General features: G+C 64.0%; 23 protein-coding genes. 11 read left to right on the plus strand and 12 right to left on the minus strand.

Features of this window, described 5'->3' with window-relative positions; all coding sequences use genetic code 11:
• Positions 1-29: 29 nt before the first annotated feature.
• The 4 genes from AKG11_RS19895 to AKG11_RS19910 all read left to right on the plus strand — a co-directional run bounded on the left by AKG11_RS19895 (position 30) and on the right by AKG11_RS19910 (position 4,744).
• Complete coding sequence (locus AKG11_RS19895; protein ID WP_050745193.1) at positions 30-1,220, plus strand: HlyD family secretion protein; 1,191 nt, start codon at positions 30-32, stop codon at positions 1,218-1,220.
• Positions 1,221-1,236: 16 nt separating this feature from the next.
• Positions 1,237-2,805: a DHA2 family efflux MFS transporter permease subunit gene (locus AKG11_RS19900; RefSeq protein ID WP_050745194.1), complete on the plus strand. Its 1,569-nt coding sequence runs from the start codon at positions 1,237-1,239 to the stop codon at positions 2,803-2,805.
• A 55-nt stretch (positions 2,806-2,860) separates the two neighbouring features.
• Positions 2,861-3,775, plus strand: a complete 915-nt coding sequence (locus AKG11_RS19905; RefSeq protein ID WP_050745195.1) for a LysR family transcriptional regulator — start codon at positions 2,861-2,863, stop codon at positions 3,773-3,775.
• Between the two features lie 315 nt (positions 3,776-4,090).
• A complete protein-coding gene (locus tag AKG11_RS19910; protein ID WP_023512925.1) occupies positions 4,091-4,744 on the plus strand; it encodes a hydrolase in 654 nt (217 codons plus the stop codon).
• A gap of 67 nt (positions 4,745-4,811) precedes the next feature.
• Here AKG11_RS19910 and AKG11_RS19915 read toward each other — a convergent pair whose 3' ends face one another.
• A complete protein-coding gene (locus AKG11_RS19915) occupies positions 4,812-5,912 on the minus strand; it encodes a hypothetical protein (protein WP_050745196.1) in 1,101 nt (366 codons plus the stop codon).
• A gap of 223 nt (positions 5,913-6,135) precedes the next feature.
• On the opposite strand from AKG11_RS19915, the gene AKG11_RS19920 reads away from it, so the two are divergent.
• Positions 6,136-6,756 carry a pentapeptide repeat-containing protein gene (locus tag AKG11_RS19920; protein WP_050745197.1) on the plus strand — a complete coding sequence of 207 codons (621 nt, stop codon included), beginning with the start codon at positions 6,136-6,138 and terminating at the stop codon, positions 6,754-6,756.
• 33 nt (positions 6,757-6,789) lie between these two features.
• Here the strand turns inward: AKG11_RS19920 and AKG11_RS19925 are convergent, their stop codons facing one another.
• Positions 6,790-8,442 carry a DUF1963 domain-containing protein gene (locus tag AKG11_RS19925; RefSeq protein ID WP_053190895.1) on the minus strand — a complete coding sequence of 551 codons (1,653 nt, stop codon included), beginning with the start codon at positions 8,440-8,442 and terminating at the stop codon, positions 6,790-6,792.
• 250 nt (positions 8,443-8,692) lie between these two features.
• Here AKG11_RS19925 and AKG11_RS19930 point away from each other — a divergent pair, with 250 nt between their 5' ends.
• The 3 genes from AKG11_RS19930 to AKG11_RS19940 all read left to right on the plus strand — a co-directional run bounded on the left by AKG11_RS19930 (position 8,693) and on the right by AKG11_RS19940 (position 11,783).
• Positions 8,693-9,898: a multidrug effflux MFS transporter gene (locus AKG11_RS19930; RefSeq protein ID WP_050745199.1), complete on the plus strand. Its 1,206-nt coding sequence runs from the start codon at positions 8,693-8,695 to the stop codon at positions 9,896-9,898.
• Between the two features lie 101 nt (positions 9,899-9,999).
• Positions 10,000-10,542, plus strand: coding sequence for a Chromate resistance protein ChrB (locus AKG11_RS19935; protein ID WP_050745200.1), 543 nt, complete (start codon positions 10,000-10,002; stop codon positions 10,540-10,542).
• Positions 10,542-11,783 carry an MFS transporter gene (locus AKG11_RS19940; protein ID WP_050745201.1) on the plus strand — a complete coding sequence of 414 codons (1,242 nt, stop codon included), beginning with the start codon at positions 10,542-10,544 and terminating at the stop codon, positions 11,781-11,783. Before AKG11_RS19935 ends, AKG11_RS19940 begins: the two co-directional genes overlap by 1 nt.
• A gap of 110 nt (positions 11,784-11,893) precedes the next feature.
• Here the strand turns inward: AKG11_RS19940 and ocd are convergent, their stop codons facing one another.
• Both ocd and rocF read right to left on the minus strand, forming a co-directional pair.
• Positions 11,894-12,955, minus strand: a complete 1,062-nt coding sequence (gene ocd / locus AKG11_RS19945) for an ornithine cyclodeaminase (RefSeq protein WP_050745202.1) — start codon at positions 12,953-12,955, stop codon at positions 11,894-11,896.
• Positions 12,956-12,980: 25 nt separating this feature from the next.
• Complete coding sequence (rocF, locus tag AKG11_RS19950) at positions 12,981-13,901, minus strand: arginase (protein WP_050745203.1); 921 nt, start codon at positions 13,899-13,901, stop codon at positions 12,981-12,983.
• A gap of 119 nt (positions 13,902-14,020) precedes the next feature.
• On the opposite strand from rocF, the gene AKG11_RS19955 reads away from it, so the two are divergent.
• Entirely contained in the window at positions 14,021-14,458 is a 438-nt protein-coding gene (locus AKG11_RS19955) for an Lrp/AsnC family transcriptional regulator (protein WP_023517321.1), read from the plus strand.
• Between the two features lie 39 nt (positions 14,459-14,497).
• Here the strand turns inward: AKG11_RS19955 and AKG11_RS19960 are convergent, their stop codons facing one another.
• The 6 genes from AKG11_RS19960 to AKG11_RS19985 form a co-directional block, all read right to left on the minus strand.
• Positions 14,498-15,034, minus strand: a complete 537-nt coding sequence (locus AKG11_RS19960; RefSeq protein ID WP_023517320.1) for a GNAT family N-acetyltransferase — start codon at positions 15,032-15,034, stop codon at positions 14,498-14,500.
• Complete coding sequence (locus AKG11_RS19965; RefSeq protein ID WP_050745303.1) at positions 15,031-15,678, minus strand: glutathione S-transferase family protein; 648 nt, start codon at positions 15,676-15,678, stop codon at positions 15,031-15,033. The genes AKG11_RS19960 and AKG11_RS19965 overlap by 4 nt, the downstream gene beginning before the upstream one ends.
• 239 nt (positions 15,679-15,917) lie before the next feature.
• A complete protein-coding gene (locus tag AKG11_RS19970) occupies positions 15,918-17,114 on the minus strand; it encodes a M20 metallopeptidase family protein (RefSeq protein ID WP_050745204.1) in 1,197 nt (398 codons plus the stop codon).
• A complete protein-coding gene (locus tag AKG11_RS19975; protein WP_050745205.1) occupies positions 17,101-18,279 on the minus strand; it encodes a M24 family metallopeptidase in 1,179 nt (392 codons plus the stop codon). The genes AKG11_RS19970 and AKG11_RS19975 overlap by 14 nt, the downstream gene beginning before the upstream one ends.
• A 32-nt stretch (positions 18,280-18,311) precedes the next feature.
• On the minus strand, positions 18,312-19,064 hold the full coding sequence (locus tag AKG11_RS19980) for an aspartate racemase/maleate isomerase family protein (protein ID WP_050745206.1): 753 nt from the start codon (positions 19,062-19,064) through the stop codon (positions 18,312-18,314).
• Between the two features lie 138 nt (positions 19,065-19,202).
• Positions 19,203-20,585, minus strand: coding sequence for a MocR-like ectoine utilization transcription factor EhuR (locus AKG11_RS19985; protein WP_050745207.1), 1,383 nt, complete (start codon positions 20,583-20,585; stop codon positions 19,203-19,205).
• A gap of 160 nt (positions 20,586-20,745) precedes the next feature.
• Between AKG11_RS19985 and AKG11_RS35150 the strand changes: the two genes are divergently transcribed.
• Entirely contained in the window at positions 20,746-20,895 is a 150-nt protein-coding gene (locus AKG11_RS35150) for a hypothetical protein (protein ID WP_165909408.1), read from the plus strand.
• A gap of 170 nt (positions 20,896-21,065) precedes the next feature.
• Here the strand turns inward: AKG11_RS35150 and AKG11_RS19990 are convergent, their stop codons facing one another.
• Together AKG11_RS19990 and AKG11_RS19995 are read right to left on the minus strand one after the other, a co-directional pair.
• Positions 21,066-23,165 (minus strand): methyl-accepting chemotaxis protein, encoded by a 2,100-nt coding sequence (locus tag AKG11_RS19990; RefSeq protein WP_050745304.1) that lies wholly within the window; start codon positions 23,163-23,165, stop codon positions 21,066-21,068.
• A 227-nt stretch (positions 23,166-23,392) separates the two neighbouring features.
• Complete coding sequence (locus AKG11_RS19995; RefSeq protein WP_050745305.1) at positions 23,393-24,022, minus strand: TetR/AcrR family transcriptional regulator; 630 nt, start codon at positions 24,020-24,022, stop codon at positions 23,393-23,395.
• Positions 24,023-24,166: 144 nt separating this feature from the next.
• Between AKG11_RS19995 and AKG11_RS20000 the strand changes: the two genes are divergently transcribed.
• Positions 24,167-26,203 carry an NADH:flavin oxidoreductase gene (locus AKG11_RS20000; protein ID WP_050745208.1) on the plus strand — a complete coding sequence of 679 codons (2,037 nt, stop codon included), beginning with the start codon at positions 24,167-24,169 and terminating at the stop codon, positions 26,201-26,203.
• Positions 26,204-26,500: the final 297 nt, after the last annotated feature.

Below are 26,500 nucleotides of genomic sequence, written 5' to 3' on the forward strand. Positions count from 1 at the left end.
GGTCCAAAGGACCTAGGAGAGTTACGGCAATGAACGCAATCGTCACAGGTCTCGTCGTCCCGGACAACAGGCCGCAATCCGCGCCGGCCCCGGATGTACGTGCGCCGACCGCTCACCATCCGCAGCCGAAGGGCGCGACGCAGAAGCGGCCGCGCCGGCGCAGCTATCTTGCCCTTGCCCGTTCGGCCGCCATCGTCGTCGGCATCGGGCTTGCCACCGTCATTCCGCTCGGCTGGGGGCAATGGGTCGCGGGCTTCACGAACCAGTCTACGGACAATGCCTATCTCCGGGCGGACACGACGCCGATCAGCACGCAGATTTCCGGCCGTGTGCGCGGGGTCGCGGTGAGCGACTTCCAGGCGGTCCGGGCCGGCCAGCTGCTCGGCGAGATCGAGGCTTCGGAATATGACGCGAAGGTCAGCCGCGCGACGGCCTCGGTTACCGCTGCGGATGTCGCCATCCGCAATGTCGACAGTCGGATCGTGCTGCAACACCGCACCATCGCCCAGGCCGATGCCGCTATCCTTGCAATCAGCGCCGATCGCGACCGGGCTGCGGGTGAGTACGGCCGGCAGACTGCCGCCGTCGAGGACGGCTGGTCCACCAGCCAGCGCCTGGAGGACGCGCTTGCCGCAAATCGCCGCTTCGAGGCCCAGCTTGCGGAAAAACAGGCCGAAGCGGACGCGCAGCGCCAGCAGCTCAACGTGTTGGGCACGCAGCGGGAGCAGGCGCTGGCGGAGCTGGAGATCCGCAAGGCCGATCTCGCGCTCGCCCGTATCGAGCTCGGCCATACCAGGATCGTTGCGCCCATCGATGGCGTCGTCAATGTCAGCAGTGTGCGCGCTGGCCAGTATGTTTCCGTCGGTACTCGCTTCATTTCCATTGTTCCGCTGCCCAAGGTTCATGTCGTGGCGAACTACAAGGAAACACAGCTCGGCAGGGTGCATGTCGGCCAGGCCGCGACGATCAAGGTCGATATGTTCCCGGGGCGGGAGCTGAAAGGCCGTGTGGAGCAGATTGCGCCCGCGACTGGTGCGGAATTCGCGCTGCTGCCGGCGGACAATGCAACCGGTAATTTCACCAAGGTCGCCCAGCGTATCGCCGTGCGGATTGCACTCGTCGATGTTCCGCAGGACCTGCGGAAGGCGCTGCGGCCGGGCATGTCGGTCCTGTCGACAATCCATACGGACACGGCGATCGACGATCCCGCGATCAAGTAGGTGGGAAGGACAGATCATGACAGCGGCAACGGTTCCGGCCCTCCGGAAAGAATGGCCCGGCCTCAGGACGCTCGTCGGCATCGGCGCTGTCCTCCTCGGCACCTTCACATCGATCCTCAACGCGCGGCTGACCGACATCGGCCTTGCGGATATCCGCGGTGCCCTCGGCCTCAGCCTCGATGAGGCCTCGTGGATCACCACAGCCTATGTCGTCGCCGAGGTGGCGGCGATCCCAGCGGCAGTGTGGCTGCGCGGGATACTGTCGCCGACGCGCGGCGTCATCCTCGGCGCGGCATTGTTTTCCGTGTTTTCCCTCGCGGCACCGTTCAGCCCCGACCTTTCGATCCTGCTCAGCCTTCAGGCGCTGCGCGGGTTGAGTGCCGGTGTGCTGATCCCCATGGCCTATGCTGTGATCATGCGCCACTTGCCGCAGCACCAGCGGCTCTACGGCCTGTCGTTCTATGCGCTGGTTTCCGCCACCACGCCCAGCCTCTCGGTTTCGCTCGAAGCCTTCATTCTCGAACATCTCTCCTGGGAGTTCCTGTTCTGGCTCAACATCGTCCCGGGCGCACTGACGGTTTTTGCGGCCAGTTATGGCCTTGCCCACGACCCCGTCAAATACATGCGCTTTCGCAAGTTCGACGGCTTCGGGCTGCTTGCCCTGTCGCTCGGGCTGGCTGCGCTGGTGGCCGCCCTCGACCAGGGTAACCGGCTCGACTGGCTGCAATCCGGTCTCATCGTCGGCTTTCTGCTTGCCGGAGCGTTTCTCATCGGCGCGTTCTTCGTGCACGCCTTGCTACATTCGAACCCGGCCGTCAGTCCGCGGCTCCTGTGGCGGCGCAATATCGGCCTTGGCCTGATGATGATGTTCGCAAGCCGTATTGCCGTCATGTCCTCGGCCTTCATCGTTCCGCAGTATCTCATCCGCATCCAGGGCTATCGCGCGCTGGAAAGCAGTGACCTGTTCCTTGCTACGGCAATCCCGCAATTGCTCCTCGCACCCGCGGTGGCCTGGCTCTGCTATCGGGTCGATCCGCGCAATCTGCTGGCGCTCGGCGGCATGCTGATGGGTGGGGGTTTGCTCCTGTCCGCCAACATTACCGGCCTGTGGGCCAGCGAGGAATTCCTCCTGCCGCTTCTGCTCCAGTCGGTCGGCGGGTCGCTCGTCGCGATCCCCACCATGGTGCTGATCACCGAAGACATCACGTTGCAGGAGATCCCCTGGATCGCCTCGCTGGTGCATATCGTGCGCACGATCGGCAGCGCGATCGGCTTGGCGCTCGTGACGACCACGGTGCGGGTGCAGGAACAGGTCTATTCCAACCTGATCGGCCAGCATGTCGAAAGCGGTGATGTGGACGTGGCAGCGCGGATCGAGACGCTGGCGCAAACAGTGTTGCCGCGGGCCGCCAATCCACAGGAAGCGGTCGGGCAGGCTACTGCCCTGCTTGCTCGTACCGTCCAGCGCGAGGCCTATGTGTTGAGCTACACAGACGCTTTTCTGCTGATCGGAGCGATCATGCTGCTTGCGACGGCCCTGTCGCTGGCCCTGCGCAAGACCCTCCTGCCCGGCCGGTTTCTCTGATAGACCGGCAGGACGGCAGGCTGGATGGCCGCGGCGCGACAGAAGGGGTCCATCGATGCTCGATCGCCTGACCGGCATGCAGGTCTTTGTACGCACGGCGCAACAGGGCAGCCTGTCGGCCGCGGCGCGTCAGCTGAAGATGTCGCCGGCCATGGCGACGAAACATGTCGATGCGCTGGAGGAACGGCTCGGAATCAAGCTCTTCCATCGCACCACGCGCAAGCTTTCGCTCAACGAGTCGGGACGGCAATATCTCGAATTCTGCCTGCGTATCCTGCCTGATATCGAGGAGACCGAGGCGGCCGTCTCCTCCCAGCGCATCGACGTCGTCGGTACGCTGCGCCTCAGCGCGCCGATCTCCTTCGGTGTGCGCTATATCGCCCCGCTCGTCCCTGAATTCAGCGCGATGTATCCCGGTGTTACCGTCGATCTCGGCCTGAACGACCGCTATGTCGATTTGATCGACGAAGGTTGGGACATGACGGTGCGTATCGGCCGGCTGGCCGACAGCCGGCTGATCGCCCGCCGGCTTGCGCCGACGAAGATGGTCGTTGCCGCGACGCCCGCCTATCTCGATGCGCATGGGCGGCCACGGCGCGTCGGCGACCTGCTCGACTACAATTGCCTCAGCTATTCGCTTTCCGATGCGACAGGTGCCCGGGAATGGATCTTCGGCACCCGCAACCAGCTGCGCGTGCCGATCCGGGGCAACTTCATCGCCAACAATGGCGATGCCCTTGTGGCGGCGGCGCTGAACGGGCAGGGCATCCTCTACGGTCCCGATTTCCTCATCGCCGACCACGTTGCGGCCGGGAGGCTGGAACTTCTGCCGCTCGACCAGCCAGCCTATGACATGGCCGGCATCTTCGCCGTCTACCCGCCGGACCGGCGCCCGCCGGCGAAGGTCCGGGCGATGGTGGACTTTCTCGCCGATGCCTTTGCCGGTGTTCCTGACTGGCAGGTCGATTGAGTACGTTTCGCACTCCTGGTGTTAAGTGATCCAACGGAACTGGGAATTATCGTTTCCAGAAGAAAGGCATAGGTTTCACTCATCGGAGGCGAGCAACGAAAACCTCAGGGTTTTCAAGCCTCAGCGGGATGGAACCTGCCGGTACGGGATGCCGGCACCGCCCGTTCTCCTTCGAAGACGTTCTCTCGCTGCAAACGGCAAGCCAGCCGCGTGCGGGGCCATCATTGTCCTGCAGCCGACAGGTATTGCCCGATTGCGGGGGAACTTGGAACCCACCGCCTGCACAGGCAGGCAGCCAAACCAGGAGTGAAGACCATGACCAGTGAAGTCATCCGCAACCCGGCCGAAGACCACCTTCTGACCCCGCAGAACTCCGCCCTTGTCGTCATCGACTACCAGCCCGTCCAGGTGAACTCGATCGCGTCGATGGATCGCCCGCTGATGGTGCGCAACATCGTTGCGACCGCCAAGGCCGGTGTCGCCTACAAGCTGCCGATCGTGCACACCACGGTCAATGTGAAGACCGGTCTCAACAAGCCGCCGATCTCGCAGCTGCAGGCGGTCCTTGCCGATTTCCCGACCTATGATCGCACGACGATCAACTCCTGGGAGGATATCGAGTTCCGCCAGGCCGTCGAGGCGACCGGCCGCAAGAAGCTGATCATGACAGCCCTGTGGACGGAAGCCTGCCTGGCTTTCCCGGCGCTCGATGCGCTGAAGGAAGGTTATGAGGTCTACGTGGTCGTCGATGCCGTTGGCGGCACCTCCGTCACGGCTCATGACGCGGCCCTGCGCCGTATCGAGCAGGCCGGCGGCAAGCTGATCTCCGTCGTCCAGCTGCTGTGTGAATTGCAGCGCGACTGGAAGCGGACCGAGACGGTTCCGGCCTTCCTCGACATCATGAAGGGCCTCGGCGGTACCGCTGGCCTGCAATTCGAGTGGGATGCCGCAGAACGCGCACACGGCTAAGGCTCGATAATGGGGAGACGCCCTTGCGGCGTCTCCCTCTATGTTTGCGGTGCGGTGCGCCGCTTTCTCATTTCCAGCTTTGATAGTCCGCAGCCGTGCATCCAAAGGGTGCAGGGCCATCGGCGAAGCGTTTTTGCAGCTGGTCGCAGCCCCACTGGTTGAGGGCTTCCGGCAGCATGTTGTTGATGTCCATCCCCGGAGAATTGAACTGCGAGGGCGCGCTGGTCACGTACCAGAGCCAGTAACCGAAAATACCGACGATGATGAGCAGGATGACGAGGAGGAACAGGCCCAGCCTTCGCAGCAGCGACGGCCCTGTCTTCGCCGGAGCAAGGGATGGTGCTGCCTGCCGCCCGGCCTGTGTCGCCGCGGCATAGAGCGGCGCAAGGGCCTCCGCCCGTTCCTGCTGTGTCATCTCGATGCGCTCGAGCTTGTCGTCGAGCAGGACCGGCAGGAAGGTGTCGCCGTGCCAGACAGCCAGTGCGACTGCATTGCTGCCTGCGTCGCCGATGATGATCGGCTCCTGTCCGGCCTCGAAACGGGTGTAGGCCACGCGTTTGGTCTTCCGTTCGCTCACCTTGTCCGCATAGGTGATCGCGAGGCGGTTGTTCTTCTTGTCCATGCCGGTGATCTCGACCGGAATCGGGGTGAGGGGCGCTGGATGCTGCAACTGGCCGCGAACGCGCAGGATCCGGAAGAGAAGGTAGATCATCGCCAAGGCGCCGCCGCCGAGCAGAAGGGCAAAGACGGAAAGTGTGATGATCCTGTTCCACAGCATGTCGAGCCCGAGGGTGATCGTGGCGAGATCCGGCCGATCCGCAGAAATCACAAGGCCCGTCTCATAGTCGCCGCTGTGCATGTCGACGAACATCACCTCGACGTCCTTGTCATAGCGCTGACCGTCATGCTCGTAGGAAAGATCGACCTCGCAGGTGGTGAAGATGGCCTTGCGGGTCGTGCAACTGCCCTTGATGTCGCCGTTTTCGAGGATGAGCGGATTCTGGCTGATCGTGTAGTCGCGCAGAATGCCCGGAGCCTCCGTTACCACCATGAAGACGGCGATTGCCAGGAGGATCGGCGTGGAGAAGTAGTAGGCGAGCGGCGTTGAAATCACCCCGCGCTTCAAGGCGAGGGGGCGGGCGGGAAGCTTGATTGTGGGAAATGTCATGATCTGCCTGAAGGGATTGCATTTTTGGGAGGGCGAAGGGGAAACGGCGCAGGGCCGCCATAAATTCGCAGGGTAAATGGCGCAGTCCCCGTTCCGGGCATCAGGACCGTGGACAGACGGCATTGCGCGCCTCGTCTTTCCCGTCGCCATCCGGCATGATCCGAGCAAGCGCTTGCTTCGAGCGCAGGACAGGCACCCTCGATCAGATCGCAGATGGACGACCATGGCTGAACGACGATACGGCGAAGCGGCACCGAAGACGGAGATCACCATTGCCGGGGCGGACTGGTATGGCCGGCAGATCGAACGCGAGCGCCACGCGAACACGCTGTTTGCCGATCTCGACCTCACCGAGGCGCAAAGTGAGGGCGCGGTCTTCGACACATGCGTCTTTCGACGGGCCCGTTTCAATGCGTCCTCGCACCAGGCGAGCGCCTTCGTGAACTGTACTTTCCTGTCCTGCAAGTTCTTCGACAGTCGATTCACGCAGTGCAAGTTCGTCGGCAGCATGTTCGATGGCTGCGAGTTTGATCAGATGCAGGTTTCGGGGGGTGACTGGTCCTTCGTCGGCCTGCCAGGCGCTGTGCTCGATCGGGCCTTCTTCGCGGACGTTCGCCTGCGGGAGGCGGATCTCACGGGTGCCTCCTGCAAGGCCGGCTCGCTGCGGGACGTCGATCTCTCCGGCGCGTGGCTGCATGGCGTGGATTTTTCCGCCTGCGATCTCAGGGGAAGCGACCTCAGTGCGATCGAACCGGAAAACGTTCGCCTCAAGGAGGCGATCATCACGATCGACCAGACGATCGTCATCGCCGAGGCCCTGGGTCTCGATGTCCGGCGGAAGTGAGCGCGATCCGATTTCGGTTTTGCAGCGATGATCCTAGTTCGTGATCTGCACCTTTACCCGGCCGAAATCACCCCGATCGAGATCGGTTTTGTCGATGGTGAGCACGAGATCGTAGGTATCGCCCCAGATCCAGTTCATCAGACGGCTGGTGGGCAGTTGCAGCAGCGTTACGTCCTGTCCCATTGCGAATTCGTGGACATAGCCGTCTGGCACGTCGCGCATTGATCCCATTTCGCGCTGCGCATCGTGGGCCACCTGTTTCTCGACCCTTGTCCGCCACGCCGGCGGAAGCGCAGCAGGATCGGCGGCGTAGAGGAAGGTTGCATGATGCTGCGCAAGCGTCGCCCAGCTTGTCAGCCAGCAGGCGGCGGCTTCCGGCGGGCACCGGGTGGGGAAGGCGCTCGTCGGCCGTGCGTCATTTCCGTCCGGAATCGTGATCTCCGCGAGTGATGTGATCAGGTCGTCGATCAATGCTTCCAGGCGAGATCCGGACGCGATCTCGCGTTCTGCCGCCGCCCGAAGCGCTCCGGCGTGCGAAAGGCAGGCGTCCCACTCCGCCATGCTTCGCGCGGATCGGGCTTTCTCGTCCTCCGCCCACTTTCGTGCTGTGTTGGGATTGTCGAAGCGCTCGGGCTGGGTGGCAAGCTGATCCAGCGTCTTTGCCGCCTTGTCGAGGTTCCTTCGCCGGCGCCCGGCCATCTCGCGGGCGTGGGCCGTGGCTGCATCGAGCATGAGAAGCGTGCTTGCGGCGTCGAATGGCTTCCAGCCGGGTTCGTTCAGGTCAAAACCCGTGTGGTATCGAAGGAAGCGTGGATCGCTCTCGTCGTCGGAACCGGGTTTCGTCCGCACCCGCGGGTCTTGCACCGCCGAGGGAACCCGGACCACGGCAACCGGCCATTTCGGAACGTCCTTTCGCACCAGCGATGTCCAGTCCGTGCCGGGAACCTCATGCAGCGACAACCACTCGAACTCGATCGGGAAAGGCGGCTCCGCCGGTGCGCCGTAGGATCGAGTGTGAAGAATCCTCGCGGCAAGATAGCCGTTCTCGTAGCCGAGGAAGAAGGAAAGCCAGCCGTTGCGTGGCCCCGCGCCGCCCCAGAGGTCGGCGGGAAGGGCGGCGCAGTCGATCTGCGCCAGGAACGCCGCCGGTTTACCGCCGAGGATCGGCCAGGAGGTGCCTTCGGGCAGCGACGGGTTGCCGCCGAACCAGCTGTGCGGCGGCCCATCCGGAGGGATCGGCACCAGAGGCACGAGCCGCACGAAGGGGCTTGGCCGTTCATTGGCCTTGAGCATCTCGTGTTCCTGCGCGACTTGCCCGACGACTCCCTCGAGAATATTGGCCAGCAGCTGCCTGTCCTGCGGACGCAGGTCGGATTTGGGTGCTCGATCGACCATGCGCTGCATGCGCGCCGGTTTGATGGTGACCGGTTCCGGGTGAACGGCTCGGCCGGCCTGTAGGGCGCGCAAGCAGACGGCGGCCGGCAGGAGGAGTGTCAGGAAGGCCAGCAAGGCCAGGGTGTTGGTGTGGCCGAGCCAGGATACGAGGCCGGTCCGGATGACCGTATCGATGCCGGTGACAGCGCGGGGAACCTTTTCGGTGAAACTCGCAAGGAAGCCGGTGGCGACATGGAGCGTAAGCAAGGCCATGAAGGCGAAAAGGACAAAAGCACGCGCCACCGATTTCATCGCCGCCCCCGCTGGATGGATGCCGCGGCAATCCTAGGGAAGAGGTCTTCACAAGCCGTCAATTTTTGCGCGTATGGGTGTTGCTCGTTGCCTGACGCTTCTGCCGCTAGGGCAGCGAAAGAACCGCCCGGCATTGCGCCCGCCGCTAGCGGATTTTGCAGGCCGGTAATTTCACCGAGAGTCGCACGTTCCGCAAGCGAAACATGCTATTGGGCAGGGTGATCGTTTCCATTTTCCGCAAGGCCTGTTCTTGATCAGCTTTCGCGAACGCATCCTCCTCTATGCTCTCCTGACCTCGTTGACCTCCCTCAGCATTGACGCGCTGTTGCCCGGGTTGCGGGAGATCGGGGCGGATGTCGGGCAGGCGCCCCCGCTTTCCACCCAGCACATCGTCTCGCTGTTCATTTTCGGCATGGCCTTCGGCGAGCTGCTGCTCGGGCCGGTCTCCGATGCGATCGGGCGGAAGAAGGCGCTGCTACTGGGCCTCTGCGTCTACGGGGCCGGGACCGTTGTCGCCATGCAGGCGGGCTCGCTGGACATGGTGATCCTGGGCCGGTTCCTGCAGGGCATCGGTGTCGCCGGTCCGAAGATCGCCACGCGCGCGATGATCCGTGACCAGTTCGCGGGGGAGGCTATGGCGCGCGTCATGTCCTTCATGTTCACCCTCTTCATTCTCGTGCCGATGCTCGCCCCTGCTCTGGCACAGGGCCTGATCGCTCTCGGCGGCTGGCGCAGCGTTTTTGGCGCCTATCTGGTGATCGCCGGTCTGCTCGGCCTCTGGCTCGCCGTTCGTCAACCGGAAACCCTGCCGGTGGCACGGCGCATCCCGTTTCGGCCGGGCTTGCTGGTCTTGAACAGCCGTCGCATCCTGTCCAGCCGACGGGTGGTGCTGCTGATCATCGCGACCGGGATCGTCTTCGGGGCGCAGCTCCTCTATCTCAGCACGGCGACCGACCTGTTCTTCGATGCCTATGGGATCGGGCAGGCCTTCCCGCTCTATTTCGCCGGGCTGGCCGCCGGGGTGGGGCTCGCGTCCTTCGTCAATGCCAGGCTCCTGCACCGCTATGGCATGGATAGAATGGCGCGCGCCGGTTTTGCGGGGCTTTCTGCGGCCGGTTTCCTGATGGCGATCGCATGCATATTCTGGGGCGGTCGCCCGCCGCTTTCCATGCTGATGGTGCTCGGGTTTGGAGCTTTCTTCGCCATCGGGGTGCTCTTCGGCAACCTGAATGCTATGGCCATGCGTCCCCTCGGGCAGGTGGCGGGCCTTGGTGCGTCGCTGATCGCATCGGGATCAAGCCTTGTTGCCACGCTCTTCGCCGTCGGCATGGGCCGATTTTATGACGGCACAGCCCTCTCCCTGTCCGTGGGGTTCTGCATCGCCGGTCTCGGTGCGCTTCTTCTGGCGGAACTGGCCGCCCGCGGCGAGGCCGCGCCGATCGAGCCGTTTCGCTAGGCCGGGACCGCGTCGGTTTCCTGTTTTGGGGAGGTGGATGATGAAGCCATACCCCTGTCGCAGCAGTTGATTTGTTACGATGGTTACATTAAAGAGAAGCCATGGTTGTTCTCCACTGGCTTCTCCTGACCTACAAGGTCCCGCCCGATCCGGCCGCAAAGCGGGTGGCGCTGTGGCGGAAGCTGAAGGGGATGGGAGCGGTCTATCTCCAGAATGGCGTCTGCCTCCTGCCGAAGACCGACGAACATGTGCGCCGCCTGAAGATGATGGAAAACGACATCGCCACGATGGGCGGCGACGCGGTGATCCTGGAAACCGTGGCACTCGACCGGATGCAGGAGGACAAGGTCATCGTCCGCTTCCAGGCCGATCGCGACGAGCAGTATCGTGAATTCCTCGGTCGTTGCGCCGAGTTCGAGGTGGAGATCGCCAAGGAAATCGCCATCGAAAAATTTACCTATGCCGAGCTTGAGGAAGAGGATGCCGACCTGAAGAAGCTTCAGAGCTGGTTCGAGAAGATTCGCAAGCTCGACTTTTATGGCGCTCCGCTGGCCGCGGAGGCCGAGGCACGCCTTCGTGGCTGCGAGACGCTGCTCGACGGCTATGCGCAGCGTGTCTTCGATGCCCAGCAGGAGAACCGGTGATGGGCACGGCCAAGGCGGGTACGCCGGTGGACGCGGCAGCGACGAGCCGCAAAGGAGCCGGTTGGCGCGGCATTCCGTCGGGCATATGGGCGCTCGGCTTCGTGTCGATGCTGATGGACGTCTCGTCGGAGATGATTCACGCGCTTCTGCCGCTCTACATGGTGACGGTTCTTGGCGCCTCGACGCTGGCTGTCGGCATTATCGAGGGCATCGCCGAGGCGACGGCTTCGATCACCAAGATCTTTTCCGGTGCGCTGAGCGACTGGCTCGGCAAGCGCAAGCTTCTCGCGGTACTCGGCTATGGCCTTGCCGCGCTCACCAAGCCGATCTTTCCCTTGGCATCGACGCTGGACTGGATGGTCGCCGCCCGCTTCATCGATCGTATCGGCAAGGGTATCCGCGGTGCGCCGCGCGACGCGCTGGTGGCGGACATCGCGCCGCCCGAACTGCGCGGCGCCAGCTTCGGCCTGCGCCAGTCGCTTGATACGATCGGGGCCTTCCTGGGGCCACTCCTTGCCATCGCACTGATGTGGTTGACGGCTGACCACTTTCCGACAGTCTTCTGGGTGGCCGTCGTGCCGGCGTTCCTCTCCGTCGTCGTGCTGATGGTCTTTGTCCGGGAGCCGGAGCGGAAGGACGGTGCGCGCCCTGTGCGCATGCCCCTTCGGCGAAGCGAACTGGCGCGGCTTGGCGCCAGCTATTGGTGGATCGTCGGCATCGCGGCCGTGTTCACGCTGTCGCGCTTCAGCGAGGCTTTCCTGATCCTGCGGGCGCAGTCGCTCGACTTGCCGCTTGCAATGGTTCCGGCAGTCCTGGTGCTCATGGCCCTTACCTACTCGCTGTCGGCCTATCCTGTCGGGGTGCTTTCCGATCGCATGAACCGTGTCGGCATCCTCATCGCCGGCCTGCTTCTTCTTGTTTTCGCCGATGTCGTGCTGGCGTTTTCAACCGGCATGGCGTCGCTCGCCGTCGGCGTCGTACTCTGGGGCTTGCACATGGGCTTCACGCAGGGCCTGCTCGCAACCCTTGTCGCGGATGTCGCACCGGCGGATTTGCGCGGTACGGCCTTCGGAATGTTCAATCTCGTGACCGGCCTCGCCCTGCTGGCAGCAAGCGTGCTGGCGGGTGCGCTGTGGGACGCTTTTGGGCCGGAAGCCACCTTCCTTGCCGGCGCGGCCTTTGCATCCGTGACCATCGTCGGGCTTTTGGCGGCGCGGGGGCGTATCGGTGCCAAGGCCTGATCGCTTCCAGAGGTGCTGCCCCGCCCGGGCCGGAACAAATCGTGGATATTGCGTCCAGGAGAGGTGCTGTCACCCGGCTCGGCAATCCACAAGCCGGGTGACAGCGCATATCAGGCTGCGTTGAGCTTCTTCTCGCAGCGCAGCAGCATGCCGTAGAGGTCGCGCGGCTCGTCGGGGTCGGCGAGCAGGTCGAGTTCCACGAACATGCCGTGCTCGGCGAGCTTCTCCCGCACGTAGCGCAGCGCGGAGAAATCCTCGATGGCGAAGCCGACGCTGTCGAACAGCGTAATCTGGTCGGCGCTTTTGCGGCCCTCGGTCTCGCCGGTCATGACCTGCCAGAGTTCGATAACGGGGTGCTCGGCCGGCAGCTGCTGGATCTCGCCTTCGATGCGTGTCTGCGGCGGATATTCGACAAAGATGTCGGAGCGCAGCAGAATGTCCTTGCTGAGCTCGGTCTTGCCGGGGCAGTCGCCGCCGACGGCATTGATGTGCGCGCCGGGGCCGACATGGTTGTCCGAAAGGATCGTCGCATACTGCTTGTCGGCGGTGACGGTGGTGATGATGTCGGCGCCCTCCACGGCCTCTTCGACCGATCGGCATTCCTCAATGGTGAAGCCGAGGCCTGCAAGGTTCTGGGCACATTTGCGCGTTGCCGAGGCGTCAATATCGAAAAGGCGCAGCCTGTCGATTCCGAGAAGCGACTTGAATGCGCGCGCCTGGAATTCGCTCTGCGCGCCGTTGCCGATGATGGCCATGGTGCGAGAATTCGGCCGTGCCAGGTATTTTGCCGCCACCGCCGAGGTCGCGGCGGTACGCAGCGCGGTCAGGATCGTCATCTCGGTGAGCAGCATCGGATAGCCGTTGCCGACATCCGACAGCACGCCGAAGGCCGTCACGGTCTGCCGGCCGTCGCGCGTGTTCTTCGGATGGCCGTTGACATATTTGAAGCCATAGAGCGTCCCGTCGCTGGTCGGCATCAGTTCGATGACGCCCTCCTCGGAATGGGAGGCGACGCGCGGGGTCTTGTCGAAGACCGGCCAACGCCGGAAGTCTTCCTCGATCGTCGCCGCCAGCTCCGTCAGGAACCGGTCGATGCCGACCTTCAATACCAGCTTCATCATATGGTCCACGCTGACGAACGGAACCACGTTCAATTTCGGATCAGTGTTCATTTTCCCTCCAGAAGAACAGCCGGGCTCAGCCTGCAAGCGTCGGGCGATCCATCACCCGCTTGCCCATCAGGCTGGCAACAAGATCGACGAGCAGCTTCGCAGTCTTGCCGCGCTCGTCGAGGAACGGATTGAGTTCGACGATGTCGAGGCTCGTCACCAGGTCGCTGTCGTGCAGCATTTCCATGATCAGGTGCGCCTCGCGGAAAGTCGCCCCGCCCGGCACCGTGGTGCCGACGGCCGGTGCGATATCGGGCTCCAGGAAGTCGACGTCGAAGCTCACATGCAGGAGGCCGTTTGCAGCCCGAACCCGCTCGATGAAGGTGCGCACGAGGACGGCGACGCCGTGTTCGTCGATGACACGCATGTCGTGGACCGTGATGCCGGTCTTGCGGATCGCGACCTGTTCAGCGGGATCGACGCTGCGAATGCCGATCATGCAGACATTTTCCGGGGGTACGGCATGGGCGAGCGGCGGGAAATAACCTTCAAAGCCTGCCTGGCCGGTATAGTAGGCAACGGGCGTGCCGTGCAGGTTGCCGCTGGCGGTGGTCTCAAGGCTGTGGAAATCAGTGTGGGCGTCCAGCCAGAGCACGAAGAGCGGCCGGCCCTGTTCGGCGGCGCGGCGTGCCAGACCCGGAACGGTGCCGGCGGAGATCGCATGGTCGCCACCGAGGAAGATCGGCATGCCGGCCTTGCTGTGCTCGTAGGCGGCGGCAGACAGCGCCTCCACCCAGGCGACCGTCTCGCCGAGATGGTGCACGGCAGCGTTCGGGTGCGGCATCTCGTCGAAGGCGCGGGGCGTAAGGTTGCCGGTGTCCTTCACCGTATGGCCAAGCTCCTCCAGCGCGGTGCGAAGGCCGGCGATGCGAAGGGCGCTCGGCCCCATCTCGCAGCCAAGCTGTCCTGCACCGATTTGCAAGGGGGCGCCGATCAGCGTGCACTCCATGACGTACTCCTTATTGGTTTTCCAAATTCTAGAAGCCTTGAACGGCAGATTGAATATTGAATTTTGGCATCTCGGAATGCCATATTGACCATAATGGAAAGCCGAGGAGCCAGATTGGCATGGACGAGCTCGACCAGAAGATCGTGACGCTGCTGCGCGGCAACGGGCGCCGGAGCGTTTCGGATCTCGCTTTGGAAACCGGGGCGTCGCGGGCGACCGTGCGCGCGCGCATCGAGCGGATGGAGCAGGACGGCACGATTCTCGGCTATACGGTGATGCTGCGCGCCGATGCTCTCGAAGATGTCGTTCGCGGCGTGATGACGATCGAGATCGAAGGCCATGTAACCGACCGCGTGATCCGTACGCTCGGTGGCTTCGCGGAGATTTCGCAGATCCACACGACGAACGGCCGCTGGGACCTGCTGGTGGAACTGAGCGCCTCGAGCCTTGCCGAGTTCGACGCCGTCCTGCGCAAGATCCGCCTCGTGCCGGGCATCACGGGCAGTGAAACGAGCATCCTCCTCTCCACGCCGCGTTCGACGAGGGCGAAACTGTAGAAGCCGGCCCACGCGCAGTCGCCTGTGTGGGCCTTCTTCTTAACCGCCTGCGTGCGGCGCGGTGGCCCTGGAGAGTTCGGTTCTCAACAGGCTCATGATGGCAGTGTCCCAGCGCTCGCCCTCGACGCGGGCGGATGCTCTGCGGACCCCTTCCAGAGTGAAGCCCAGCGCTTCATAGGTGCGGATGGCCGGCGTGTTCCAGGTGAATACGTTCAGTTCCAGCCGTTCAATCGCCTGGAAGCCGAAGGCCTTGTCGATCGCCAGCGCGATCATCCGGCCGGCAAGACGCCGGCCGCGCATTTCCGGCGCGATGGCCACGCGACCGAGCACGACGTTGCCGTTGCGCCAGTCGAAGGCAAGCTGGACATGGCCCGCCAGCTCACCGTCGAACACTGCCGTCCAGCAGAGCCGGGCCGGCGGATCGGATCTGCCTTCCGCCAGCATCCGTTCGAGCTGACCGTGCGACAGGGGAAATTCCAGAAGGGGACCACCCCATTGCACGAGATCGGCATAGCTTGGAAACCAGCCGAGAAGAGGAGTGAAATGAGTGGGTGCGAACGGAACCAGCGCCATCATGCGGAGGCTGCGGTGAACACCGCCCGTTGTGCGTCGAAGGCCCGCGTGTAGGCGGGGCGATCCTTGCCGCGGGTGATGTAGGCGGAGAGGCGCGGATAGTCCTCAAGGACGCCCGATCCCTCCAGCCGGCGCAGAACGGTCACCATGAGAAGGTCGCCGGCGCTGAAGGCGCCGTCGAGCCAGTCCGCATCGCCGAGCCGGCGGGAGAGCGCGTCCAGCCGTGTGCGGATACGGCTTTCCAGGATTGGCAGACGTTCCGCATACCAGGGTTTGTCGCGCTCGGTGTAGGTCGGCATTTCCCGGTCGAGGATCGGCGGCTCGATGGTGTTCAGTGCGGCGAACATCCAGCTGATCGCGCGTGCCCGGGCGTCGGCGTCCTCCGGCAGCAGGCCAGCATGGCGCTCCGCGATATGGAATACGATGCCTCCCGTTTCGAACAGGGCGAGATCGCCGTCCTCATAGGTCGGGATTTGTCCGAAGGGTTGAAGCGCGAGATGCGCCGGCTCCTTCATGTCCTTGAACGTGAGGAGACGGACCGCGTAGGGCTGGCCCACCTCCTCGAGCGCCCAGCGAACGCGCATGTCGCGCGCAAGACCCCGACCGCGATCAGGCGATTGGGCAAAGGCCGTTATGGTGATCGTCATGTTGTCCTCCATAGCATGTCTGCATGAAGACGAACGGCAGGCCGGAATTCCGACACCCTGCCGTGGTGCTTTTGTGGCGCCGATCATGTGCCTGCGGCTTGACGGTATGCTGTTTGCTGCAGATCGGAAAGCCGGCATGCCGTCAGATGAGCGGTGCCGAAGGCATTCCGCCGGAGCGTGCAAACGGCACGCCGCCCTTGGCGCGGCAAGGCTGACCGGACGACAGGCCTGCGTCTTCCTCATTCCATCGTCTTGAGGAAGGTTTCGGCTGTGGCGCAGAGCACCGCCGCACCCTGCGGCAGGGCGGCCTCGTCGATGCGGAACTGCGGGTGGTGAAGGGGGTATATGGCACCGGCCTGCTCGTTGCGAATGCCGAGGCGGAAATAGACCGACGGGCATTTCTCGCTGTAGAAGGCGAAGTCGTCGGCGGCGGTCCATCCGGGCGCCGACAGCACGTTGTCCGCTCCGACGATCGCCCTGCCGGCCTGGCGGACGATCTCGACCATTTCCGGCGCGTTGATGACTGGCGGCTCACCCCGTTGCAGATCGACCGTGACGGTTGCGCCATGCGCCGCCGCCACCCCTTCAAGGAGCTGCCGCAGCCGGCGCCAGGCCTTCTGCCGGGTTTCCTCGTGGCCGCTGCGGATGGTGCCTTTCAGTCGGGCCTCGGCAGCGATCACGTTGTAGGCGCCGCCGCCCTCGATGCCGGTGACGGAAATCACCAGGGGATCGTAGGGATCGATTTCCCGCGCGACGATCTTCTGCAACTCTGTCACCATCGTGCAGGCGACGGCGATGGCATCGATGCCGTCGGAGGGCCTTGCGGCATGTGCGGAGTTTCCGGTCACGACGATGTCGAAAATATCGCAGGCGAGCGTATAGGGGCCGGCGCCGACCGCGATCCTGCCGGTCGGCGTATAGGGATCGACATGGATGCCGATCGCTGCGTCGACATCGTCGAGAAGACCCTCCGCGACGACCCGCCGTCCACCGAGCGGTTCCGCCTCCTCGGCGGGCTGGAAGATCAGCCGCACGGTGCCACTGAAGGATTGTCTGCGCCTGTCCAGCAGGACGGCGGCGGCATAGCCCATGGCTGCGTGCGCGTCATGGCCACAGGCATGCATCACGCCCGGCTTTTCGGAGGTGAACGGCTCGCCCGACATTTCCTTGATCGGCAGCGCATCGATATCGGCGCGGATGACGACCTTGCGGTTCGAGGGGCCAGCGGTGCCCGCGATATCGACGGCCAGTCCGAAGCCGGCGACCGGCCGGACCGGGCCGAGGCCCACCTCTTCCAGCGCGTGCTTCAAATAGGCCTGCGTCTCGCGCTCCGCATTGGAAAGCTCGGGATTGCGGTGGAGATGGCGCCGGATTTCGATCATCCGGCGCGCGAGGGCCGCGTCCACTGCCGCCGTGTCGGGCTCAGGCCTTGACATGAATGTCCCGGGGGAAGTTGGTCAGCGTCTCGCAGCCGGTTTCGGTGACGAGGATCGTCTCGCTGACCTCGATGCCCCAGCCGTCCATCCACATGCCGAGGATGGAGTGCAGCACGTTGCCCGGCTTCAGGATGGTCGTGTCACCCGGGCGCAGGCTGATCGTGTGCTCGCCCCAATCCGGCGGATAGGCGACGCCGATCGAGTATCCGATGCGCGATTCCTTCTTGAGGCCGTGGCGCTCGATCACCTTGCGCCAGCTCGCTTCCACCGCCTCGGCCGTCACGCCTGGTCCGATGCTGGCAAGAACGGCTTCCATGCCCTCGAGAACCGCCTTGCTCGTGTCGTTCACCTTGACCGGCATTTTGCCGAGCTGGAGGGTTCGTGCAAGGCCGGCCGTATAGCGGCGCACGACACCGGCAAGTTCCAGCGCGACGGTCTCGTTCTCTCCGAAACGCCGGTCGCTCCACATGACATGGGGCGCGGAGGCGTTTTCGCCGGCGAGAATGGTCGGGGGCAGGGCGGTGATGTCGCCGGCAAAGTCCGGCGCGCCTGCAACCTGCGCCGCCTGAATTTTGGCGATGGCATCGCATTCGCGCACGCCGGGCGCGATGGTGTCATAGGCAGCGCGCACCGCGGCCTCGGCAAGGCGTGAGGCCTTGCGCAGATAATCGACCTCGGCCGGCGACTTGACGCTGCGGATCCAGTTCACCAGCAGGTCGGCATCGTGGAAGGTGGCGTTTGGCAGGCCTGCTGTGAGGCGGGCATGGGCCTTTGGCGAATAGTAATAGGCTTCCAGCTCGATGCCGATATTGCCGCGGCCCCAACCCTTCCGGCTGATCCAGGCAGCGATCCAGTCCATCGGGTGACGGTCGGCCCGCTGGACGTGGTCCTCGGGGAAGCCGACGATGTTTTCCGGTTTCATCCAGGCTGTCAGCAGGCCGCCGGCGGCATCCATGGCGCGGCCGATCCAGACGGGTTCCTCGTCGGCGAGCGGTACCAGCACGACCTGGGGCGTATAGAAGGACCAGCCGTCATAACCGGTGATGTAGTGCTGGTTGGCGACATCGTTGACGACGAGGAGATCGAGATTGCGTTGCGCCATCTCCGCGCGGATGGCCTGGAGCCGGGCTCTGTATTCGGAAAGGGCGAAGGGAAGTTCGATCATGAGGAGGCATCCTGATTGGCGGAACTGGAGTGTCAGGCGGTCGCGAGCAGGCGGCTTGCGGCCCTGGGGTCGGGCGCGACACCGCATTGTCGCAGGCTGGCCCAGGCGGCCGCCAGATTGCTGGTGACGACCGGCAGGCCGGTTTGCCGTTCGATCTCGGGGGTGCATTGTGCCGCCCGCAGTGCCGTGCAGGCGATGAAAAGAGCGTCGGTACCGGCTGCGGCGATGTGTGCCGCCAGCCGGATGATCTCGGCCTGCGGCAGGCGGGCCATGTCGCGGTCGTCCTCCATGCCGAGGCAGGCGAGGCGATCGACGCCAAAGCCGTTCGCCTCGAAATAGGCCTGCATGGGTTCGGCCGTCTGGCGGATGTAAGGTGTCAGGATGCTGATGCGTCGTGCTTTCAGGGCGCGTAGCGCCAGGACGGCGGCGCCGGCCGGCGTGATGACCGTGGCGCCCGGCTTGCCCTCGCGGATGGCGGCTGTGACAGCCTCCTCGCCGATGATGACCGAGGCCGAGGTGCAGCCGTAGACGATGGCGTCGAGCTCTTCGTCCGGCAAAAGCAGGGTGGCGGCAGCAGAAAGGTGGGGATGCATCGCGCGGAGGTTTTCCGGCGTCGTGGGGTTCGCATAGCCGACGCGCGTTACATGAACGGCGATGCCGTCGCTGGCGACGAGGCGCCGGAAATCCGCTTCCACCGTATGGTCCGTGGCAAGCGCGATCAGGCCGATGCGTCGGGCCGTGGCACGGGCCTCCAAGGTTGATTGATGCTGGATCTCCTCGATCATGCACGCTCCGCCATAGTCTTGTGCAGGGCATTCAGCCGTGGGAGGAAATGCATGTCAATCTGGGAAAAAGACACATGTCAATTTCCTGCGTGTGTCGTGCAAAATCGCCTGGCTGTTTTGCGACCGTATTGCGGGGCTTCAGAGTGCCAGAACGCTCCGGTCGGGTGCGGCGCGCAGCAACGAGGCGAGGATGTCGAGGCCCGCGCGCAACTCGTCCGCTTCGGTTGCGCCGACCGATACCCGGACGGCGCCTGCCGGGTTGCCGGACAGGGAGAACGGCGTGCTCGGTGCGACGGCCACGCCTCGGGTGCGCGCCTGGGAAACGAAGGCGAGCTCGTCGTGCTCCGGCGGAAGCGGCAGCCAGAAATGGAGCCCTTCCGGATGCGCACGGTAGGCGGCGCCTTCCAGCGCCGTGGAGACGATGCGGTGCCGTTGGCCGAGGGCTTCGCGCTGCCAGTCCACCAGTGCTTGCATCGTACCATCGCCCAGCCACAGTGTGGCGATCTCGGCCATGACGGGCGTCGCCATCCAGTTTGCCATCAGATGCCGATTGGCGATCGTGGCGGCGAGATGATCCGGCGCGGCGACATAGCCGATGCGCAGGCCGGGGAGGGCGACCTTTGTGAAGCCCGTGATGTAAACCGTCCGTTCGGGCGCCAGCGCCGCGATCGGGCGCGGGCGACGGGAGAGGAGCGGGCCGAACACGTCGTTTTCGATGATCGTGACGTCGTGTCTGCGGGCCGTTTCGACGACGGCGTGGCGCCGGCCTTCCGGCATCAGCGAAGCCGTCGGGTTGGCGAGATTGGGCTGGAGGGTGACCGCGCGCACCTCGTCCCGCAGGCAGGCCTCTTCCAGCGCTTCGGGCACCATGCCGTCGGCGTCCGCGGCGATCGGGCGGACCCGGATGCCGAGATAGTCCGCGAGCGGCCGGATCACGTGATAGCAGATCTCTTCCGCGGCAAGGATCGCGCCAGGCCCTGCGGCCGAAAGGAGGGCGACGGCGAAAGCCGAAGAGGCGCCGTTCGTCACGAGCAGGTTGCGCGGCGTGGTTTCGACGCCGAGCGTGGAGAGCCATCGGGCGGCCGCCTCGTTGTGCCGCGGGAAGATGGTGTTGGGCCGGAAGGATAAAGCCGCCGCAGGCGAGAGGCTGTCGCCGATCAGGTGCAGGGCGTCTTTCATCTGCTTGAGGTGAAAGGGGGTGCAGACGGGTGTGACGATCGAAAGGTCGATCTCGTTTGCCAGCCGCTCCGCAATGTAGGGCGAGGGGGGTGCGACGCCGCCTGCCTTGACATAGGTGCCGCGACCGACCTCGCCCGAAACCAGCCCGCGCCGGGCAAGCACGTCATAGGCCTTGCTCACCGTCTGGATCGAAATCTTCAGGTCGTAGGCGAGATCCCGGTGCGCCGGCAGCTTGTCGTCCTTGACAAGCTTGCCGCTTTTGATTGCCGCCGTAAACTGGTCCGCGAGGGAGATATAGACGGGCCGTCGCAGCTGGCCGGGATCGGGGTGCCATTTTGTCATGCATTCTTGTCGTCCAAAAGCATGGCAATTTCAATCGGCATCGACATCTGCCTCGCCCAAGCGAGGGGGCACGAATGCTCCTTCTGCTGCGGTGTTAAATTGTCACGTCGCGCGCCGTTTTAAAGTGGTATATAGTTTGCCACATTAAAAGGAGAGGTGCATGAACAAGGAAGAAACCCGCAAGCCCCTGGTGTTTTCCGGCGAGCATGTCAGCGGACGGGACGCCGATGGCAGCAGCCTGATGCCGATGCTTGTTGTGGGGCTGGTCCTGATCGCGATCGGCTATGCAGGCGTGATGGTTTTCGTTTAGCCGGGACAAGGGGCATGCGGTCTGCCGCCGCCACGCGCGCGCACCGCTGCGGGTACTGCTTTGTCGCGGACGCGGTTACCCACGCTTCGTCGGATGGGTCTTGACCGGACAAGAAAGACCCCCTGCAGCGGCTGCAGGGGGCTAGGATCGTGGATCAGTATGACGCCCCGTCAGGCGGCGTAGGCCTGTCGGCTTGCCTGCGGCGCGTTCCGTGCCCTGTCGAGGCGGAACTGGGCGAGCAGCGCGGAGAGTGCTGCTGCCTCGCCGGCAAGGCCGTGGCTGGCGGCGGTCTGTTCCTCCACCATGGCGGCATTCTGCTGCGTGCCCTGGTCCATCGTGTTGACGGCAGTGTTGATCTCCTGCAGGCCCGTCGACTGCTCGCGGGCGGCAAGCACGATGGCGTTCACATGGCCGTTGATCTCCTGCACCTCGCGCACGATGGCTTCCAGCGCGGCGCCCGTCTCGTCGACGAGGGAAACGCCGGAGCGGACCTGCTCGCCGGAGGCGGTGATCAGCGCCTTGATCTCCTTGGCCGCGTTGGCCGAGCGCTGGGCAAGCTCGCGCACCTCCTGTGCGACGACGGCAAAGCCCTTGCCCGCCTCGCCTGCCCGGGCCGCTTCCACGCCGGCATTGAGCGCGAGAAGGTTGGTCTGGAAGGCGATGTCGTCGATGACGCCGATGATGTTGGAAATCTCGTGCGAGGACTTTTCGATGCCCTGCATGGCCGAGACGGCGCGGCGGACGACGTCGCCCGACTTTTCCGCGCCCTGGCGGGTGCGCGAGACGAGCGAGCCGACCTCCTCGGCGCGGCGGGTGGAATCCTTCACCGTCGTGGTGATCTCTTCCAGTGCGGCGGCGGTTTCCTCCACGGAGGCGGCCTGCTGTTCGGTCCGCCGGGCAAGCGCGTCGGCGGAGCCGCGGATCTCGTTGGCACCGCCGTCGATCGCCAGAGCTTTCTCGCCGACCGTCGACATGGCCTGGTGCAGACGGGTGACGGAGTTGTTGAAGTCGATGCGCAGGCGGTCGAGGTCGCCGGCGAAGGGCGTGTCGATGCGGGAAACGAGGTCACCGTCGGCAAGACGGCCCAGCGCGTCGGCGACCGTCTGGACGGCCTGGGCGACGGTCTCTGCTTCCTGTGCCTTGATCGCGTCGCGCTCGCGGCGTTCCTGTTCGCTCAGCGCCTGGTTCTCTTCCGCCGCACGCGCAAGGCGCCCGCGTTCGATGATGTTTTCGCGGAAGACGGTGACGGCGGCCGCCATCTGGCCGATCTCGTCGGTGCGTCCGGCGTCCGGGATGGTCTCGGAAACGTCGCCGCGGGCCAGCTTGCTCATCATGCCGGTCATGCGCACCACCGGCCGCACGACGAGGCTCGACAGAAGAAGGGCAAGGACGCCGATCATGGCGAGAACGCCGACGGCAGTGGCGATGGTGGCGGCGATGCGGAATTCGGAAATGCCGGCATAGGCCATGTCGCGGTCGACGATCAGGCAGAGATACCAGCTGTCGAGCACCGGCAGGCCGGTGACCTGCACGAAGCGTACGAGGACGCGCTTGCCGTCGAGTTCGGTTTCCGTCAGCCCGGCCGCCTCGATGGACGGGGTCTCCTGCGGGAACACCTCGGTCAGCGGCTTGGCGACGAGATCGCCGTTGGGATGCACGAGGACCGTGCCGGACTTGTTGACGAGGAAGGCGGACCCCATGCCGCCGAGATCAACCTCGCCGATCATGCCGAGCAGTCCCTGCAGGGGAAAGTCGGTGCCGGCGATGCCGAGCAGCTTGCCGTCGCGCTTGACCGGAGCGGTGGCGCTGATCACGAGCTTCTGCGAGGCGGAATCGACATAGGGATCGGTCAGCACCGGCGCGTCGAGCCTGACGGTATCCTTGTACCAGCCACGCTTGCGCGGGTCATACCCCTTCGGCATCGTCGCGGCGGGAATGCGTGTCATGGTGCCGTCCTCGCCGCCGAAATAGACGAGGGCGAATTCGCGGCTGAGCAGCGCGTTGTCAAAACCCTTGAGGATGTCCTCGTTATTCTCTGCCCGGGTGACGCCGGCGCCGGCGAGCTCGGTCAGCATGACGCGGGCATTCAGCCAGTTGGCGATACCGGTAGCCGCCAGCTCGCCGGCGGATTCGATTTCGGCCGCTGCTTCCCTGGAGAGGGTGTTTCGCTGAAGGCTGTCGATATAGACCGAAAAGCCGCAGAAGGCCGCAATGACGGCGAGCGAGGCGGCCAAAAGAATTTTGGTCATGAGATTGAAACGTGTGCTCAAGGAAACCCCCCAGTATTCCATTGCCGAACGGCACGCGTCTTGCGCGCATGGGCTCGGCACAGCAAATGTCAGGAAAAAACGCGCCTTCATGGCAGCCGGCGCGAGAACCGCGCTCGTGATCGGTAAAATTGAACGGAGTTCGTTAACACTCACCTAAGGCGGCGGCATTTGCCCGGATTGAAAGTGAAATAGGCCGGGTCCGTCATGCTCGCGGAATTTTCCTGCCCTCAGTCCGGCTTGTAGCCATGCCGGGCGAAGAAGCGGTCGAGTTCCCGTTTCTGCGGGGTTTCTCCGGTGTAGATCGCGATGTAGTCGGGAATGCGCTTCATCCGTAGCGCGGTGTCCTCGGTGGACTGCATCGAGATGTATCCGATCTGGACGAGATAGGTCGTCCGCGCGCGAACATCCGCCGGGCCCTCGTCATAGCCGAACCGCACGAACATACGGCCGATCGCCTCTATCCTTGTCTGGTCTGCTGCCTGTACCTCAGCCAGGATGTCAGGCGATTGCAGCGCCCAGCTGCGCACCGCGAACTCGAACTGGGAATCGAACAGGTCCTTGTTCAGCCAGCAGTCGAAGACATTGAGCATCGCTTCGGCGAGCGTTTCCGCATAGGCCTCGGACTGCTTGACGAGATTGCCCGTGTTCTTCTCCCGCCAGCGCGCGATCAATGCGCTCAGCAGCTCCTCCCGATCCTTGAAGAACCAGTAGAAGCTGGTGCGGGACAGATTGAGCCGCTTGGCGAGCGGCAGGATCTTGACCGATTCCACGCCGGATTCGAGCAGGCAGTCATAGGCGGCTTCCAGCCACCCTTCAGGGGAGCCACGCCAGCCGTTGTCGCTCGTCGCCTGTTCCATGCCGACCATCTAGCGAATCCCATATGTCACGACAAGCAGAATGTGCATTTATGTTCTCTACGTTGACTATAGTGTCACTGATATTGACACTAGTGTACATTTTCCCTTAGCGTTCGCAAAAGATCCCAGTCCGGAGCCCGTGGCATGTCGAACGACCCTCTGCTTCAGCCCTATCAGTTGAAGCATCTGACCCTGCGCAACCGCATCATCGTCACGTCGCACGAGCCGGCCTATCCGGAGGACGGCATGCCCAAGGGCCGTTATCGGGCCTATACGGTGGAGCGGGCGCGCGGTGGCGTGGCGCTGACCATGACGGCCGGCTCGGCTGCCGTCTCGAAGGACAGTCCGCCGGTCTTCAACAACCTGCTCGCCTACAAGGACGAGATCGTGCCGTGGATCCGGGAAATGACCGATGCCGTGCACGAGGCCGGTGCTGCGATCATGATCCAGCTCACCCATCTCGGTCGCCGCACACGCTGGGACAAGGGCGACTGGCTGCCCGTCCTCGCCCCCTCCCACCAGCGCGAGGCGGCGCACCGTGCCTTCCCGAAAAAGCTGGAAGACTGGGATATCGCGCGCATCATCAAGGACTTCGCCGATGCAGCCGAGCGCATGAAGGCGGGCGGCATGGACGGCGTCGAGCTGGAAGCCTATGGCCATCTCATCGACCAGTTCACATCGCCACTGACCAATGAGCTCGACGGCCCCTATGGTGGTTCGCTCGACAACCGCCTGCGTTTCTGTTTCGACGTGTTCAAGGCGATGCGTGAAAGAGTCGGCGAGGATTTCATTCTTGGCGTGCGCTACACGGCCGACGAATGTCTTCCCGGCGGGACCGGAAGGGCCGAGGGCCTTGAAATCTCCCGCCGTCTCAAGGAAAGCGGTCTCATCGACTACCTGAACGTCATCCGTGGCCATATCGATACCGATCCGGGCCTGACAGACGTCATCCCGATCCAGGGCATGGCAAGCGCGCCGCATCTGGATTTCGCCGGTGATATCCGCGCCGCAACCAGGTTTCCGACCTTCCATGCGGCAAAAATCCAGGATGTTGCGACGGCGCGGCATGCGATCGCCGCCGGCAAGGTCGATATGATCGGCATGACCCGCGCGCACATGACCGACCCGCATATCGTGCGCAAGATCATCGAAAAGCGCGAGGATGACATCCGCCCCTGCGTCGGCGCGAACTACTGTCTCGATCGCATCTACCAGGGCGGCCTTGCCTTCTGTATCCACAACGCGGCAACCGGCCGCGAGGAGACGATGCCGCATGTGATCCCGAAGGCGGATGTGCGCAGGAAGGTTGTGATCGTCGGAGCCGGCCCGGCCGGCCTCGAAGCGGCAAGGGTCTGCGCCGAACGCGGCCACGAGGTGGTGGTGTTCGAGGCGGCGAGCGGTCCGGGCGGCCAGATTCGCCTGACGGCACAGAGCGAACGCCGGCGCGAAATGATGAGCATCATCGACTGGCGTATGAGCCAGTGCGAAAAACATGGCGTCACCTTCCGTTTCAACAGCTGGGCCGAGGCGGACACGATCCTTGCCGAAAAACCCGATGTCGTGATCGTCGCGACGGGCGGCCTTCCGCATACGGATGTCCTTTCGAAGGGCAACGAGCTGGTGGTCTCCTCCTGGGATATCATTTCGGGCGATGTGAAACCGGGCACCAACGTCCTTGTCTACGACGATGCCGGCGACCATGCCGGGCTGCAGGCGGCCGAACTCATCGCCAAGGCGGGTGGCAAGGTGGAGATCATGACCCCGGATCGCGCTTTCGCGCCGGAGGTCATGGCGATGAACCTCGTCCCCTATATGCGCGCATTGCAAAAGCTCGACACGACCTTCACCGTCACCTACCGGCTGGAAGCGGCGGAAAGGAGCGGCAACCAGCTCATCGCCCATGTCGGCAGCGATTATGGCGGCGTCGCCCGGGAGCGTGTGGTTGATCAGATCGTGGTCAACCACGGCACCATTCCGCTGGACGAACTCTATTTCGAGCTGAAGCCTGGCTCGCGGAACCTCGGCGAGGTCTCCTATGACGCGCTGCTTACCGGCACGCCGCAGACCATCGCGCGCAATGCGGACGGCGCCTATCAACTCTTCCGGATCGGCGATGCGGTCGCCGCCCGCAACACGCATGCGGCGATCTATGATGCACTGCGTCTTGCCAAGGATATCTGAGATCACCCTTGTGCCTGCCGGCGCCTTGCGAACGCGTCCGGCGCGGAAGATCGCTTTGCGTTCCGGCCCGGCAGGGCAAACCGGTTGACATCGCGCTTTGCCGGTGTCTTCTTCCTGTCCGTGATGCCGAAGCAGTAGAGCTGCGGGTACCGCCATCGTCTGCATTTCCTGGAAGAGCAGACGAAGCAGAAGAGTTTGGAACCGTTGAATGCCGGCAGTCATCGTCGTCGATCGTATGATGGAATTCTTTTCCAGCCTGGCCCTCGGCTAGCGGCGAGCGCTGTTCTGTATCCCTTG

This window comes from Shinella sp. SUS2, from assembly GCF_001262505.1.
Taxonomy (GTDB): Bacteria; Pseudomonadota; Alphaproteobacteria; order Rhizobiales; family Rhizobiaceae; genus Shinella.